The organism is Rugamonas aquatica (genome assembly GCF_009380215.1).
Lineage (GTDB): Bacteria > Pseudomonadota > Gammaproteobacteria > Burkholderiales > Burkholderiaceae_D > Rugamonas > Rugamonas aquatica_B.
The window spans coordinates 38506-54552 of the sequence record NZ_WHUG01000004.1 but is presented as its reverse complement, the minus strand read 5'-3'; the positions used below and the strand labels follow the sequence as shown (position 1 = coordinate 54552).

Here is a 16047-nt window from a genome sequence, read left to right as displayed (position 1 = left end):
CTTTGCCGCTATGCTGTCGGCATGAGAATCTTGATGTATCGCACTTTGCGGCTGGCCGCCGGCCTGATGCTGGCAGCCCTGCAACCGGCAAGCGCGGCCGAACATGCGCGCCTGCTGAGCGACTACACCCACCGCGCCTGGAGCGCCGCCCAGGGCGCTCCGGCGCAAATCCAGGCCATCACCCAAACCCGCGACGGCTGGCTGTGGCTGTCCACGCCGACCGGTTTATACCGTTTTGACGGCATCAACTTCGAACGGCGCGACCGCGTCGGCGGCCACTCGCTGCGCTCGACCATCGTGCTGCCGCTGTACACCGCGCCGGACGGCGCGCTGTGGGTCGGCTACCGCTTCGGCGGCGCCAGCGTGTTCAAGGACGGCAAGGTGCGCCACTACGGCGCCGCCGACGGCTTCCCGCCCGGCGCCACCTACAGCTTCAGCCGCGCGCCGGACGGCGCCATGTGGGTGACCACCGCCCGCGGCCTGGCCTGGCTCAACGGCGGCCGCTGGCAGCGCATCGGCGCCGACAGCGGTTTCGACCCGGGCGCCAAATCGGTCTGGCAAGTGCTGTTCGACCGCGACGGCACGCAATGGGTGTCGAGCGACCGCGCCGTCTACTACCGCCGCCAGGGCGACAGCCGCTACCGCATCGCCAGCCCGGCCGACATCCGGCTGTCGTCGCTGGCCGCCGCGCCCGACGGCACCGTGTGGGCCTCGAACGGCAGCGACGCCAATTACCGCATGTCGCAGCAGGCGCCGGCCGCACGCCAGCCCGCCAGGCCGGAGCTGCCCGGCAGCGGCATGTGGTTCGACCGCGCCGGCACCATGTGGCTGCTGAGCGAGAACCGGGTCGAGCGCATGCTGCCCGACGTGTTTCCCGATCCGCGCCAGCGCGTCACGCAGGAGCAGGGTTTGAGCGGCATGAATCCGCAAACCTTTTTTGAAGACCGCGAAGGCAATGTCTGGATCGGCACGGTCAGCGGGCTGGACCTGTTCCGCCCCAACCGCGCGCGGCCGCTGCCCAGCCATCTGGAGATCGTCACGCCGGGCCTGTATCCTGGCCCGGACGACAAGGTGCGCATCAGCGCCGACAACGCGGGCTCGTGGCTGGTCGATGTCAGCGGCCGGCGCTACGACAGCTCGCCGCATGCCTTCCGCTCGGCCGCCACCGGCCGCGACGGCCGCGCCGCGCTGGGCACGGCCGAAGGCATCTGGCGGCCGGACGCGGGCGGCAGCGGCGCCATGATCCCGTCGCCGCCGGCGGCATTGATGGACCACATGGCGCCACGCGCACTGGCCCAGGACGGCAGCGGCGACTGGTGGGCCAGCTACGTCAACCTCGGCATCTACCGCCATCACGAAGGCGGCTGGAGCCTGGTCGACGACCCCGCCCTGCCGGCCGCGCGCGTGTTGTCCATGCTGGCCGACCGCCACGACCGCATCTGGATAGGCTACCCGGACAACCGCATCGCCGTCATCGAACACGGCGCCGTGAGCATGCTCGGCACGGCCCAGGGCCTGCGCATCGGCAATGTGCTGACCATGGTTGAACGCAACGGCCACCTGTGGGTCGCGGGCGAACTGGGCGCCGCCCTGTACGACGGCCGGCGCTTCATTCCGCTGCAACTGGCCGACGGCCATGAACTGCGCGGCATCAGCGGCCTGGTGGAAACGGCCGGCGGCGAGCTGTGGCTGCACGGCCACGACGGCGCCTTCCGCATCGCCGCCGCGCAGCTCGGCCAGTTCCTGCGCACCGGCGCCGCGCTCGGCTACGAGCTGCTGGACAAGGACGACGGCGTCAGCGGCGGCATCCAGCCGACCGGGCCGTTTCCCTCCATGGTCGAAGCCAGCGACGGCAGGCTGTGGCTGTCCGGCGTGGGCGGCGCGGCGACGATAGCGCCCGGCCGCACCGGCCGCGACGCCACGCCGCCGCCGGTGGAAATCCGCGCGGTCTCCAGCAACGGCAAGGCGTATCCGACGACCGGGCCGCTGGAACTGCCTGCGGGCGCCAACAATCTGCAAATCGGCTTCAGCGCGCTGGGCCTGTCGATGCCGGACAAGCTCGCCTTCCGCTACCGCCTCGATGGCGTCGACAACGACTGGCAGCAGGCCGGCGGCCGCCGCGAAGCCTTCTACACCAACCTGGCGCCGGGCAGCTACCGCTTCCAGGTCATCGCCGCCAACAAGGACGGCGTCTGGAACACCGTGGGCGCGACGCTGCCGGTGACGATCGCGTCGACCTTCACGCAAAGCCTGTGGTTCAAGGTGATCTGCCTGCTGGCGCTGGCCGCGCTGGCGGTGCTGGCCTGGCGCTGGCGGCTGGCGCAGATAGCCCGCCTGATCGAAGCGCGCCATGTCGAACGCCTGAGCGAACGCGAACGCATCGCCCGCGCGCTGCACGACACGTTTTTGCAGGAGGCGCAAGGCACCATCCTGATGATGCAGTTGGCGATGGAGCAGATGCCGGCCACCCTGCCGGCGCGCGCCGCCATGGAGCGCGGCATCGGCTACATCGAGCAGGCGCTGGTCGAAGGACGCGATGAAGTGCGCGGCCTGCGCTCGCCGCTGCGCGACGATGAAACGCTGGCGCAATCGCTGGAGCGCTTCGGCCAGCGGCTGGCGGCTGGACTTTCGGCCAGTTTCCGGCTCGAACAAAAAGGCGCACCATACGCACTGCCCGTCATCACCGGCGATGAAGTGTTTTCCATCGGCCGCGAAGCCATCTGCAACGCCTTCCGCCACGCCAGGGCCAGCGAGATCGTCGTCGAGCTGGAGTATGGCGCGGAGCAGCTGACCTTGCTGGTGCGCGACAACGGCCAGGGCATCGCGGCGGACACGCTGGCGCAAGGCGGCCGCAGCGGCCATTGGGGCTTGGTCGGCATGCGCGAGCGCGCCGCCCGGGCCGGCGCCGCGATAGAGATGGGCAACCGCAGCGAAGGCGGCGCGTTCGTGCGCCTGACTTTGCCTGCTATGTACGCCAGCGCATAGACGGCGCGGCACGGTCTTGCTGTAATCAGGCAGTTATATTCCCACCCCACGAGGAGCGAACACATGAAGCTGAAAGACAAAGTCTGCATCGTCACCGGCGCCGCCAGCGGCATCGGCAAGGAAATCGCACTGGTCTACGCGCGCGAAGGCGGCAAGATCGTCATCGCCGACCTGAACCTGGAAGCGGCGCAAGCCACCGCCGAAGAATTGAAGGGCGCCGGCCACCAGGCCATGGCCATCGCCATGAACGTGGTCGATGAAGCGCAGGTCAACGCCGGCATCGCCAAGGTGGTCGAGGCCTGGGGGCAGATCGACGTATTGGTCAGCAATGCCGGCATCCAGATCATCCACCCGGTCGAGGACTTCCCTTACGAGGACTGGAAGAAACTGCTGTCCATCCACCTGGACGGCGCCTTCCTGACCACCAAGGCTTGCCTGCCGCATATGTACAAGGCCGGCAGCGGCAGCGTGATCTACATGGGTTCGGTGCATTCGAAGGAAGCATCCAAGCTCAAGTCCGCCTACGTGACGGCCAAGCACGGGCTGATCGGGCTGGCGAAGGCGGTGTCGAAGGAAGGCGCTGAGCATGGCGTGCGCGCCAACGTGATCTGCCCGGGCTTCGTGCGCACGCCGCTGGTCGACAAGCAAATCCCCGAGCAGGCCAAGACGCTGGGCATTTCAGAGGACGACGTCATCAAGAAGGTGATGCTGGCCGATACCGTGGACGGCAAGTTCACCACGGTGGAAGACGTGGCCGAAGTGGCGCTGCTGTTCGCCAGCTTCCCGTCGAACGCGCTGACCGGGCAATCGCTGGTGGTCAGCCACGGCTGGTTCATGCAATAGGAGGTCCACATGGCCACGCTGACGCCGGCAGCTGAACTGGCTGCCAGAAGTACGCCCTATCCGAACGACAGCGCCGACTACCGTGCCGCGCGCACGGCCTTGCTGGCGGAAGAGATAGAACTGCGGCGGCACATCGAACGCGTGGCCGCCCAGCGTCGCGCCCTGCCCCTCGGGGGCGAGGCGCCGGACTACAGCTTCATCGATGAGAACGGCAAGGCGGTGAAACTGGCCGAACTGTTCGGCCGGCACGACACGCTGGTGACGTATTTCTGGATGTATGGCCCGCAGCGCGAACGGCCGTGCCCGATGTGCACCGCCTTCCTGGGCGCCATCGACACGCCGTCGCGCGACCTGTCGCAGCGGTTGGCGGTAGCGGTACTGGGGCGTTCACCGGTGTCGCGCCAATTGGCCTTCGCGCGCGAACGCGGCTGGCGCAACCTGGCTTTTTACCAGTGCGTCGGCGACGACTATCCGCGCGACTATCGCGGCTTGGCGCCGGACGGCAGCGAGTGGCCGGCACTGGACGTCTGGGTCAAGCGCGACGGCAAGGTTTATCATTTCTGGGCAAGCGAACTGGGTGGCACCGAAGATCCGGGCCAGGATCCGCGCGGCGCTCCGGACCCGACGCCGTTGTGGAACATCCTCGACCTGACGCCGGATGGGCGCGGCACCGACTGGTATCCGAAGCTATCGTACTGAATCGGCGGCACGCCGGCGGCGGTCCACTCGGGCATCACGATGTGGGCGGCCGCCGCGCACAGCGCCACCAGCGACCAAACCCATAACAAAGTATTGATATAAACTGTTTTCATCAACTTCCGGAAAAAATCTGGGATTGCCCCCGCGAGAATTCCATCGGCCGGTACTGGCAGCCGCCGTAGTCCCGCTTTCGATACGGCATCACCACGTAGGCGCGGTTGCGCTGGCGGTCTTCGATGTCGAACATCGCCGCCTGCCAGCCGTCATCGACGTCCGGGTTGGCCAGCATCGACGAGCAGATCAGTGTCGCCATCACATCGCCCTGCGCGGCCATCGGCAGCACCTGCTTCAGCAGCCCGCCTATCGCCGTGCGCAAGTCGTCGAACCCATCGGCCACCAGGGCCACGACCTCCTCAGGGTTATGCATGACCAACGCAAACACGGGAAAGCCCGGCTCGGTTTTCAGATAGCGCTGAACCGTCGCTTCCGCCTGCTCAAGCAGCAGGTCCATTTCTTCAGTGAGTTCCATGATTCGCCGATTGCTGGAAAATTGCAATTATGGCATTTTTAGTGAAAATGGAATACCCTGTCGATGCGCTCAGCGTCCCAGCGTCATCCGCTTCAGCAGCACGTTGAAGTCCATCTCGCGCTGGGTCAGCAGGCTTTGGGCGTAGCCGCTCTCGCAGGACGCCTTCGCCTCACCGACGGCTATGCCGGCCACCCTGTCCTTCAGGCCGGAATTGAACACGCCGTGCACCGCCGCGACATGGGCGTCGATGGCGGCGTCCGTGGCATCGGGCTGGCGGGCGCGCATCTGCTGTATCAGCTGCACCTTGTACAGCTGGCGCAGGATGAGCAGCGCGTCCGCGTTGCGCTCCTTCCATTGCGCCATGGCGCCCGTCAAGGCATCGACCGAATCCGGCGCCACCACCTTGCAGCGCTCCAGCAGCAGCGCGTGATAGGCATCGAAGTCGATCTGCGCCAGCTGGATGCCGGCCGCGACATCGACCGTCTCCGCTGCGGCCGACGCGGGCGCAGCGGCCAATGCCCATGCCAGAACCATGTATCGCATCATCTCGTCGCCTTATCTCAGCGTTGACAGGAAAGGCAGCAGACCCGCCACGAAGTGCGCGGCCATCACCGGGAACAACCGGCCGGTACGGGCGTAGTAAATGCTGAACACCAGCCCCATCGCCAGCATCCCGGCGGCGCCCACCGGCCCCTGGTACCAGTAGCAAAGCAGCCTCACCAGTATGACGATGCCGATGGCGTTGGAGGCGCCGAAGCGCCGCAATCCACGCTGCAAGTATGCCAGCAAGAACACTTCCTCGAAAGCGGCGTTGACCAGCGCCAGCGGCAGCAGTCCATACAGCGTGACATGCGACTGCGCCATCATCTCGTCGATGGGCTGGGCCGGCTGCTCGCCAAGCAGTAGCCCGACACTCGTGCTGGCAAGGCAGGTAGCTGCATACAGCATGACGCCCACACCCAGCCCGCCCCAGGACGGCTTGGGCAGCAAGGTCGCCAGTGGATAACGGTTCAGCCGCAACACGGCCAGCGCCATGCAGGCAGGCAGCAGTTCCTGCGCGATGATGGCGGCAAAGTCCCGGTCACTGAAACCCGACACGCCGGAGCCGCCGAACGCCGAGCCGAGCGAGTACGCGATGACGCCACCGAAGCAGATGGCCATCACCAGCAGCGCTTGCCAGGCCGGCGTGTGCGGCAAGTCCAGCACATGATCGGCAGGCACGGCGCGCATCGGCGTCTCGGCCCCGCGGCGCTCGCGCCAGCGATACAGCAAGCCTCCGCACAGCACGCCCGCCGCCACGGCCAGATGCCATATCGTGCGCCGCAGCACCGAGCCGGTGTGCGGCAATTCTGCGAACACGGTGTACACCAGCACCCCCACCACCATCAGCACGAGCGCCCGCCATGACGCGCGCGGCGACCAGTGCGCCACCAGAGCGCCGGCCGCCGCGCCGCCGGCAAAGTCCAGCAGTTGCAGCCAGAGCCAGAGCGCGGTGTCCGAATGATCGTTGAAGCGTTCGAGCGGCGTGGCGCCCGGCGGGTAGCGCAATTCCATCAGATAAGGATGTACGAGGCCGAGATACATCACCGCAGCACTCCCGGCCAGCAGGCCGAGCCACATGTTGCGGAGTCGGGGACGAGAGACGTGGTTTTCCATGCATAGACCGAGGGTTTCGATACCGCTAGTGTATTGCAAGCAAGCCCAAAAAAATGCGCGGTTTGTCACGGCATAAAAAAAGGGAGGCACGCGGCCTCCCTTTTTTATTACGCCGACGCTTAGTTCTGCGTCAGGAAAGTCTTCAGCTTGTCCGAGCGCGACGGCTGGCGCAGCTTGCTCATGGCCTTGGCTTCGATCTGGCGGATACGCTCGCGGGTCACGTCGAACTGCTTGCCCACTTCTTCCAGCGTGTGGTCGTTCGACATTTCCACGCCGTAGCGCATGCGCAGCACCTTGGCTTCGCGCGGGGTCAGCGAATCCAGCACTTCCTTGATGACGTTGCGCATCGAGGCGTGCAGCGCGGCATCCAGCGGCGCCAGCGTGGTGTTGTCTTCGATGAAGTCGCCCAGCTGCGAATCGCCGTCCTCGCCCATCGGCGTTTCCATCGAGATCGGCTCTTTGGCGATCTTCATGATTTCGCGGACTTTGTTTTCCGGCATTTCCATCTTGACGGCCAGGGTCGCCAGGTCCGGCTCGCTGCCGGTTTCCTGCATGATCTGACGCGAGATGCGGTTCATCTTGTTGATCGTCTCGATCATGTGCACCGGCACGCGGATGGTGCGGGCCATGTCGGCGATCGAACGGGTGATGGCCTGACGGATCCACCAGGTCGCGTAGGTCGAGAACTTGTAGCCGCGACGGTATTCGAACTTGTCGACCGCCTTCAGCAGACCGATATTGCCCTCCTGGATCAAGTCCAGGAATTGCAGGCCGCGGTTGATGTACTTCTTGGCGATCGAAATCACCAGACGCAAGTTGGCGACCGTCATTTCACGCTTGGCCTGGCGCGCGCGTTTTTCGCCGGCGGCCATCTGCTTGTTAATCTTGCGCAGGTCGGCCAGCGGCAAGGCCACGCGGGCTTGCAGGTCGATCATTTTCTTTTGCAGCTCTTTCACCGCAGGCACGTTGCGGCCCAGGATGGCGCTATACGGATAGGCGCTGTCGACTTCGCCGTCAACCCAGTCCAGGTCGCATTCATTGCCAGGGAAGACCTTGATGAAGTGGGCGCGCGGCATGCCGCATTTGTTCACGCACAGTTCCAGCACGGCGCGCTCGATGTGGCGCACTTCTTCCATCTGGCCGCGCAGCGTGTCGCACAGCTTCTCGACCACTTTGGCGGTGAAGCGGATGCCCAGCAGCTCGGCCGAAATGGCTTCCTGCGCCGAGATGTAAGCCTTGGAGCCGTAGCCGCCGGTGGCTTTGCGCATCTTGTCGTACTGGGTCGAGATGACGTCGAACTTTTCCAGCGCGGCTTTCTTCAGCTGCGCCAGCTGCTCGGTCGAGAAGCCCGCCGCGCCGCCGTTGGCGTCGCCGTCTTCTTCCTCGACTTCCTCTTCCTCTTCTTCGTCTTCATCCGACGCGACGGCAGGCGCGGCCGATACGGCGGGCGCGTTGTTCGCTTCGTTCAGGTCGACGAAGCCGTCCACCACTTCGTCCACTTTCAGTTCGTCGGCTTCGATCTTCTTGGCCAGCGCGACGATCTCGGCGATCGTGGTCGGGCAGGCGGAGATGGCCTGGATCATGTCCTTCAGGCCGCCTTCGATACGCTTGGCGATTTCGATCTCGCCTTCGCGCGTCAGCAGCGCCACGGCGCCCATCTCACGCATGTACATGCGGACCGGGTCGGTGGTGCGGCCGAAGTCGGAGTCGACCGTCGACAGCGCGGTCGCGGCAGCCGCTTCCACTTCATCGTCCGAGGTGACGGTGGCGACGCTGTCGGTCAGCAGCAGCGATTCGGCATCCGGTGCGCGCTCGTAGATGGCGATGCCCATGTCGTTGAAGGTCGCAATGATGCCTTCGATCGCTTCAGGGTCGACAATGTTTTCCGGCAGTTGGTCATTGATCTCGGCGTAGGTCAGGAAGCCGCGCTCCTTACCCATGTTGATCAGGTTCTTGATCTGGGTGCGGCGGCGTTCCAGCTCTTCAGCCGTGCTCTTCGAATCCACGCCCAGCATGTCGGCGGCGCCGCCCTTGGCTTTGCGCTCGCGGGCCTTGGAGACGGCCTTCAGTTCGGCGCGCTCAACCGCGTTCAGTGCCGCGACTTCGTCGTTTTCCGGCGTGAATTCAGATGGCTTGCGGCCACGGCGGCCCGGTACCTTGACGCTAGGCAGCAGATAGCCGGAAGTGTCGATCGAGGCCAGCGTGGCGGCGTCGGTCACCTGGCTGACGGCCGGGCCGGCAGTGACGATGACGACCGGCGCAGGCTCGGCCTTGGCGGCACGGACCAGCTTGGATTTCGGTGCGGCCTTGACCACGACCGCAGGCGCGCTGGTTTCAGCGGCCGGGGCGACGGCGGCCTTGCGCGCCACCTTGACGGTCTTGACCGGCGCGTCCGCGCTGTCGGCCTGCTGCACCGCCACTTGCGCTTCCGCCTGGGCCGCTTCGGCCGCGGCGCTCAAGCGCGTTTTCTTTTTGACTACCGTTACTTTGCTCGCTGCCTCTTGCGCATTATCGATCACATAAGATAGAGTCGTCTTTGGCACCACCAGCGGAGCGGAGCTGGTACGGGCGGCCTTGACGGACAACGTTAAAGTTTTCGGCGTTTTTGTCATTAAATATCTCTCAATGCGTATTCGCCAGAAAATACAAAATGCCATAGCCAGCGCCGACCGTTACCGGTGCGCACAGATGGAAATGTTGTAATTTAGCTGACGATTATCTGCGGAATAAAAAAAGCCCGCATCCAACAACGGGCTTGTTTCTCTTTTCAGTGAAGAATAGGGAGAGGGCAAAGTATGCCGTATAGCGCGACATCAGGATAATTGATAGTACCTATATCCGACATCTTAAAACCATATAACAAGGGCTACAAACTCTTGTCAGACCGTCCAAATCGCATCCTGTACCAAACTGAAACGCACCGTCCTGCAAAAGTGCGTCTCGCATTATACACGTTTTGGCGTGCGAACGCACCTCCGGCGTCCAACTGGCGTATGATGGCACTGTGGTCATTTTTACATCATGGCCTAAAAGGCACTGCAATCCCGTAGTGCCCATGATATGCTGACGCCTCTTGCTTAAACTATGAAGTCGATGAACACTAGCCTCACCCCTCAGGCGCCGGCATCCGAGCCCGCAGCCACTGCCGCCACCGCGGCTCCTGCAGCTCTTACCCCGCGCAGCTTGCTGAAACAATTGCAGACCCAATTCCCGGCCTTCCGCGATTTCCTGCCTTTGTCGATTGGTATCGACAAGCAGATCCTCGCCGTCATGCCTGAACTGGACCGCAAGACCATGCGTACCGCGCTCGGCATCCATACCGGATCGCTGCGCTATCTGAAAGTCATGGAAAAAGCCAAGGTGCGCCACGATCTGGACGGCACCCCAGGCGCCGAAGTGACCGACACCCACCGCGCCCACGCCACCCAGGTATTGCAGGAACGCTTCAAGAAAGAAGCCGAACGCAAGAAGGCGGAACGCGACGCGGCTGCGGCCGAAGAAGCGGCCCGCGTGCGCGCCGACAAGCTGAACCAGCTGACCGCGAAGTTCTCGCGCAAGGGTTGAGTTGGCGTTGACTACGCAACAGCAGGCGGCGCCGGCGGAAGCCGAGCTGCCGCCCTACGTGGGTCTGCGCATCAGCGATGTGCAGATGATCGCCACGCTGGAGCAAGCCATCGCCGCGCGCGATATCTTGCTGGCCACCGACGCCATCGGCTTCGATACCGAGTCGAAGCCGACCTTCACCAAGGGCGAGACCTCGACCGGTCCGCACCTGATCCAGTTCTCCACCGACCACAAGGCTTATCTGTTCCAGATCGGCAGCAGCATTTCCGCGCCCATGCGCGAAGTGCTGCAAGCGGTGCTGGAAGCGCCTGCGCTGCTGAAGATAGGCTTCGGCCTGTCCGACGACGTCAAGCGGCTGCACGCCAAGCTGGCGATACGCGCGGCCGGCGTGGTCGACCTGTCGGTGGCGCTGCGCACGCCGGGCCAGCGCAACGACCTCGGCGCCAAGACCGCCGTCGCCAAGTTCTTCGGCCAGAAGCTGCAGAAGTCCAAGAAGATTTCCACCACCAATTGGGCGTTGCCGCGCCTGAACGAAAAGCAGATCCTGTACGCCGCCGACGATGCCCAGGTCGCGCTGCGCGTCTACCGCCACTTCATCGCCGCCGGCAACAAGCTGCCGCCGATGAAAGCCGTTAAACTTCCCCGTCCGCCCAAGCCTTTATAGAAGCGATCTGGTATCCTTGCCAGATAGATACGACTTCAAGGAATGGCATGTCCACATTTTCCGTCGTGCGCGCATGCGCCGCGCTGGCTGTCGCCGGCTGGTGCATGCCGTCATTGGCCGCCGCGCCCGCCACCCTGCCCGACACGCTGGAACAACGCGTGGCCGCCTGCATTGCCTGCCACGCCGTCAAGGAACGCAGCGACGCCTTCTTCCCGCGCATCGCCGGCAAGCCGGCCGGCTATCTGTACAACCAGCTGGTCAATTTCCGCGAAGGCCGGCGCCACTATCCGATGATGACCTATATGGTCGACCACCTGCCGGACGCCTATTTGCGCGAGATCGCCGAGTACTTCTCGCAGCAGCATCCGCCCTACCCGCCGGCCCAGGCCGGCAGCGGCGCCAGCGCCAGCACGGCCTCGCTGGCGCGCGGCCAGGCGCTGGTGCAGCAAGGCGATCCGGCCAAGAAAATTCCGGCCTGCGTGGCCTGCCACGGCAGCACGCTGACCGGCGTCACGCCCGCCATCCCCGGCCTGATCGGCCTGCCGAGCGACTACGTCAATGCCCAGTTCGGCGCATGGAAGAACAAGGTGCGCCGCGCCGCCGCGCCGGACTGCATGGCGGAGATCGCCAACCGGCTGAACGAGGCCGACATCGCCGCCGTCTCCGGCTGGCTCAGCAAGCAGACACCGGATCCCGCCGCCCGCCCCGGCGCCGCCGACAGCATCGCCATGCCCCTGCCGCTGAACTGCGGCAGCGTGCCAGCACCATAAGGGGCCGCATATGAAGAAAATTATTTATACCGTTATCGCGCTGCTGGCGGCCGGCCTGTTGTTCGTGCTGTTCGGCGGCGCCGACGATACCGGTCCGGCGCCCACCGTCACCGCCAAGCTGGCGCCGGCCGAGAAAGTCGCGCGCGGCGCCTACCTGGCCAAGGCCGGCGACTGCATGGCCTGCCACACCGTGCGCGGCGGCGCGCAATACGCCGGCGGCCGTGCATTGCAAACGCCGTTCGGCAACGTCATCTCGCCCAACATCACGTCGGACAAGGCGACCGGCATCGGCAGCTGGAGTTCCGACGACTTCTGGCGCGCTCTGCACAACGGCAAGTCCAGGGATGGCCGCCTGCTGTACCCGGCCTTCCCCTACACCAACTACACCCGCATCACGCGTGACGATGCCGATGCGCTGTACGCCTACTTCCAGTCGGTGCCGGCCGTGTCGCAGGCCAACCAGGCGCATACCTTGCGCTTCCCCTACAACCAGCAATTCATGCTGGCCGGATGGCGCGCGCTGTACTTCAAGCCCGCCGTGTTCCGCGAAGACACGAAACAGTCGGTGGACTGGAATCGCGGCGCCTACCTGGTGCAAGGCCTGGGCCATTGCAGCGCCTGCCACAGCGCGCGCAACACGCTGGGCGCGACCGATGGCGAAGGCCTGTCCGGCGGCATGATTCCGGTGCTGGGCTGGTATGCGCCGTCGCTCAACTCCGGCGCCGAGGCCGGGCTGGGCGAATGGATGCAGCCGCACATCGCGCAGTTGCTGAAGACCGGCGTATCGCCGCGCGCGACCGTATTCGGGCCGATGGCGGAAGTGGTGCAGCAAAGCCTGCAATACCTGAGCGACAGCGACATCAACGCGATGGCGGTCTACCTGAAAGCCTTGCCGGGTGACGGCAAGAAATCCGAGTTCGAGCGCGACAAGAGCGTGGAAGCGGTGGCCTACCTGTCGGCCGGCGCCAAGCTGTACGAGAAGCACTGCGCGGACTGCCACGGCGCCGGCGGTGGCGGCCTGCCGCCCGGCTATCCGCCGCTGGCGGGCAACCGCGCGCTGACGATGGAGCAGGCGGTCAACCCGATCCGCATCGTGCTCAACGGCGGTTTCGCGCCTGGCACCGAAGGCAATCCGCGTCCGTACGGCATGCCGCCGTTCGGCCATGTGTTGAACGATACGGAAGTGGCGCAAGTGGTGTCCTACCTGCGCAGCGCCTGGGGCAACAACGCGCCGCCGGTCAACGGCAACGACGTCAACCGCTACCGCGCGATTCCGCTGGATTAAACCACGGGGTCAAGTCTGACATTTGGACACAGACGCTGCTGTAGTAAGGACTAAGGTAGTGCTCGTGTCCGAATGTCAGACTTGACCCCGGCGTTAGAATTAGGAGGTATTCATGGAGTACTACCACGGCACTCGTGCCGACCTGAAGGAAGGCGATCTGATCGAGCCAGGCTACGCCTCCAACTACGGCAGCAAGCGCAAGGCCAATCACGTTTATCTGTCCGCCACGCTGGAGGCGGCCACGTGGGGCGCGGAGCTGGCGCAGGGCGATGGGCCCGGCAGGATCTACATCGTGGAGCCGACCGGCCCGATCATGGATGATCCGAATTTGACGGATAAAAAATTCCCGGGCAACCCAACCAAGTCCTACCGCTCGCGCGAGGCGCTACGGGTTCTCGGCGAGGTCAAGGATTGGAAGGGGCACGCTCCCGAAGTGCTTCAGGCGATGAAGGACCACGTCGAGAAACTCAGATTGCAGGGCATTGAGGCAGTCGACGATTGAGTAGCGGCGCGATGTCGCTCAAGCTGGCCACCTCGTAGTCAGGCAGCGCTTCCGATGCGTTGGCCAGGCCGTCGGGATTGAACCAGCAGCTTTCGATGCCATACCGGTTGGCGCCGAGGATGTCCGCATCGAGCCGGTCGCCGACGATGATCGCATCTTCCTTGGCAAACGGTTTAGCCATTTTGGCGGCATATTCGAAGAAGCGCACATCCGGCTTGGCGTAGCCGCACGCTTCGGACGTGGCGACGAAGGAAATGTACGGCGCCAGCCCAGAGCTGGCGATGCGGCGGTTCTGGATGGCTTCAACACCGTTGGTGATGATGCCCACCTCGCCCACGGCGGACAGCGTCTCGCAAACCTGCCTGGCGCCATCGATGAGGACCACGGTATCCGGCAGCGACTCCAGATACAGGCTGCTTGCCGCCTCCGGGTCCAGCTCGATGCCGTTCGCCTCGAAGGTCTTGCGGAAACGCTCCACCTTCAGGAAGTCCTTGGTGACAGCGCCCGTCTCGAAGCGGCGCCAGAGTTCCACATTGATCGCCTGGTACTGCTGGAAAATCCCATCCACGCTATCGCGCAGCCCCAGTTCCTGCATGGTGCGTACGAACGAGAGCTTTTCGGACGCCCTGAAGTCCAGCAGGGTATCGTCCAGGTCGAATAAAAACAGTTTATATTTCATTGTCTTAGTAGTGCTCGGCAAAGCCGATGCGATCGGTGGTGGCGTTACGGGCGTCTTCCACGCTGACCTTGCCTGCGGCCAGCAGCGCGCGCAGCGAAGCGTTCATCGTGTGGCAGCCCTCGCCCGGCTTGTTTTCCATCCAGCTGCGCAGCGCCGACACCTGGCCGCTGGCGATCATGTTGACCACATCCGGATTCGACGTCAGGCACTCGGTGGCCAGGTGGTAGCGGTCGCCGTCCACCGACGGCAGCAGCGCCTGGCACAGCACGCCGCGCAGCGCATGCGCCAGCGCCTGCGATTGCGGCTCGGCGTTGCCCAGCAAGCGCACCATCTTCTGCAAGCCCAGCTCGGTCGAGCGCGCATGCAGCGAGGCCAGCACCAGCGGGCCGGATTCAGCCAGCGCCAGCGCTTCCTGCGCCGTCTGCGCATCGCGGATCTCGCCGATGACGATCACGTCCGGCCGTTCGCGCAGCGCGTCCAGCGCGCCCAGGTAGAAACTCTCGACGTCGCCGTCGAAGCCCACTTCGCGCTGGGTGATGACGCACTGGCGCTGCGGGATCAGCGTTTCCACCGGATCTTCAATCGTGATGATGTGGCCGGAGCGGTGCTTGTTGATCTCGTCGAGCATGGCGGCGATGGTGGTCGACTTGCCCTGGCAAGTGTCGCCGATGATCAGCACCAGCCCGCTGGTGAGCTTGGCGAAGTTCTGCTCGGCCGGGCGCAGGCCCAGCTGGGCAAGCGCCATCGGCTCCTTGGGGAAGCGGCGGATCACGCAGCCCAGCCGCTTCTTGCCCTGGAAGCTGAAGCAGTTGGCGCGGATGCGCGCCGTGTGCAAATCGACCGCGCGGTCGAAGGCGCGGTCCTGGATGCGTTCAGCCCAGTTCGGCTCGACCACTTCGAAAAATTCCTGCAACTCCTCGCGCGTGATCGGCGAATCCGTCACCGCCACCAGCCCCTTCGGCTGGCGCAGCAACAGCGGGCTGTTCTGGTGGATCAGGATGTCGCTGAAGATCAGCTTGGAATTCAGCAGATGCAGGATCTGCTCGACAAGGGTGCCGAAGACCGGATGGTCCTCGTTTTCGATGTAAGTCAGGGTACGAATTTGCGACGACTGGTAATTTTCCATCTCTACTCTGATCTCCGTGGGGTCGGTGAAGCTCCACGGACGATTATAAGAGAAAACTTGCAGTACCGAAATTTTTTCAGCTGCGGACCTTGGGATATTTGAAGCCGGTGCGCAGGTCCATGCTGTAGCGTTGCTTGCCTTCCGTGACCAGCACGTGGTCGGGCGGCTCCTCGCCGGCCAGCGCGCGGTAGAAGATCGGCAAGCCCTCGCCCTTGCGGACCAGGTCGTCGCAGCGTTCGTAGACATTCGGACAACCGGTTTCCGCCAGCAGCGCCTGCACGATGGGCACTTTCCAGGCATCGACGCCGGCCGACTGGAACTGGCAGATCAGGTAACCCTGGACGCCGCCCCAGCTGTCGACCAGCAGGCCGGACAGGCCGTCCTCGTCGCCGCGCACCACGGGCACCAGGTCGTTCGGGCCGGCGGCGCGCACGGCGGCCGCGCGCTTGGCGATGGCGGCCTTGACGCGGCGCTTGATCAGCGCGTGGTCGACCGGTTCGTCTTCCTTGTAGGTCCAGATGCGGGCGCAGATCTGCGACTTGGCGTTGTAGGCGGCGCGGCCGATGAACTGGCGCGACGAGGTCTGGACGGTGGCGGTGGCGCCGGGCTTGTTCTTTTCCTGCGGCCGGCCTTCGACGCGCTCGACGGCGGAAGCGTAAATCCAGGGGTCGCCGGCCAGCAAGCTCTTTTCCTTGCCCTGTTTGATGGTGATGATCAGCATGTAAGTCCAATGTGTGCTGCGTTG

At 64.6% G+C, this 16047-nt stretch carries 15 protein-coding genes; 8 read left to right on the top strand and 7 right to left on the bottom strand.

Going from position 1 to position 16047, the window contains the following annotated elements; genetic code table 11:
* Positions 1 to 33 precede the first annotated feature (33 nt).
* The 3 genes from GEV02_RS11510 to GEV02_RS11500 all read left to right on the top strand — a co-directional run bounded on the left by GEV02_RS11510 (position 34) and on the right by GEV02_RS11500 (position 4527).
* On the top strand, positions 34 to 2985 hold the full coding sequence (locus GEV02_RS11510) for a sensor histidine kinase (protein WP_152838138.1): 2952 nt from the start codon (positions 34 to 36) through the stop codon (positions 2983 to 2985).
* 63 nt (positions 2986 to 3048) lie between these two features.
* Entirely contained in the window at positions 3049 to 3828 is a 780-nt protein-coding gene (locus GEV02_RS11505) for a 3-hydroxybutyrate dehydrogenase (RefSeq protein ID WP_152838137.1), read from the top strand.
* Between the two features lie 9 nt (positions 3829 to 3837).
* Positions 3838 to 4527, top strand: coding sequence for a DUF899 family protein (locus GEV02_RS11500; protein WP_152838136.1), 690 nt, complete (start codon positions 3838 to 3840; stop codon positions 4525 to 4527).
* Positions 4528 to 4639: 112 nt separating this feature from the next.
* Here the strand turns inward: GEV02_RS11500 and GEV02_RS11495 are convergent, their stop codons facing one another.
* From GEV02_RS11495 to rpoD, 4 genes are all read right to left on the bottom strand, one after another.
* Positions 4640 to 5056, bottom strand: a complete 417-nt coding sequence (locus GEV02_RS11495) for a hypothetical protein (RefSeq protein ID WP_152838135.1) — start codon at positions 5054 to 5056, stop codon at positions 4640 to 4642.
* A 69-nt stretch (positions 5057 to 5125) separates the two neighbouring features.
* Positions 5126 to 5602 (bottom strand): hypothetical protein, encoded by a 477-nt coding sequence (locus GEV02_RS11490; protein WP_152838134.1) that lies wholly within the window; start codon positions 5600 to 5602, stop codon positions 5126 to 5128.
* Positions 5603 to 5611: 9 nt separating this feature from the next.
* Positions 5612 to 6676 carry a CPBP family intramembrane glutamic endopeptidase gene (locus GEV02_RS11485; RefSeq protein ID WP_174999070.1) on the bottom strand — a complete coding sequence of 355 codons (1065 nt, stop codon included), beginning with the start codon at positions 6674 to 6676 and terminating at the stop codon, positions 5612 to 5614.
* A 155-nt stretch (positions 6677 to 6831) separates the two neighbouring features.
* Complete coding sequence (gene rpoD, locus GEV02_RS11480) at positions 6832 to 9324, bottom strand: RNA polymerase sigma factor RpoD (RefSeq protein ID WP_152838132.1); 2493 nt, start codon at positions 9322 to 9324, stop codon at positions 6832 to 6834.
* Between the two features lie 472 nt (positions 9325 to 9796).
* Here rpoD and GEV02_RS11475 point away from each other — a divergent pair, with 472 nt between their 5' ends.
* From GEV02_RS11475 to arr, 5 genes are all read left to right on the top strand, one after another.
* Entirely contained in the window at positions 9797 to 10276 is a 480-nt protein-coding gene (locus tag GEV02_RS11475) for a ProQ/FINO family protein (protein WP_152838131.1), read from the top strand.
* A gap of 1 nt (position 10277) precedes the next feature.
* Positions 10278 to 10940, top strand: a complete 663-nt coding sequence (locus GEV02_RS11470) for a 3'-5' exonuclease (RefSeq protein WP_152838130.1) — start codon at positions 10278 to 10280, stop codon at positions 10938 to 10940.
* 47 nt (positions 10941 to 10987) lie between these two features.
* A complete protein-coding gene (locus GEV02_RS11465; protein WP_152838129.1) occupies positions 10988 to 11710 on the top strand; it encodes a c-type cytochrome in 723 nt (240 codons plus the stop codon).
* A 10-nt stretch (positions 11711 to 11720) separates the two neighbouring features.
* Positions 11721 to 12995 (top strand): cytochrome c, encoded by a 1275-nt coding sequence (locus tag GEV02_RS11460; protein ID WP_152838128.1) that lies wholly within the window; start codon positions 11721 to 11723, stop codon positions 12993 to 12995.
* 112 nt (positions 12996 to 13107) lie between these two features.
* Positions 13108 to 13497: an NAD(+)--rifampin ADP-ribosyltransferase gene (gene arr, locus GEV02_RS11455; protein WP_152838127.1), complete on the top strand. Its 390-nt coding sequence runs from the start codon at positions 13108 to 13110 to the stop codon at positions 13495 to 13497.
* Here arr and GEV02_RS11450 read toward each other — a convergent pair.
* The 3 genes from GEV02_RS11450 to GEV02_RS11440 form a co-directional block, all read right to left on the bottom strand.
* A complete protein-coding gene (locus tag GEV02_RS11450; RefSeq protein ID WP_152838126.1) occupies positions 13463 to 14176 on the bottom strand; it encodes a YjjG family noncanonical pyrimidine nucleotidase in 714 nt (237 codons plus the stop codon). The two genes, arr and GEV02_RS11450, sit on opposite strands and share 35 nt — an antisense overlap.
* 4 nt (positions 14177 to 14180) lie before the next feature.
* Positions 14181 to 15302, bottom strand: coding sequence for a type IV pilus twitching motility protein PilT (locus GEV02_RS11445; RefSeq protein WP_152838125.1), 1122 nt, complete (start codon positions 15300 to 15302; stop codon positions 14181 to 14183).
* A 76-nt stretch (positions 15303 to 15378) separates the two neighbouring features.
* Positions 15379 to 16023: a hypothetical protein gene (locus GEV02_RS11440; protein ID WP_008446972.1), complete on the bottom strand. Its 645-nt coding sequence runs from the start codon at positions 16021 to 16023 to the stop codon at positions 15379 to 15381.
* Positions 16024 to 16047 lie beyond the last annotated feature (24 nt).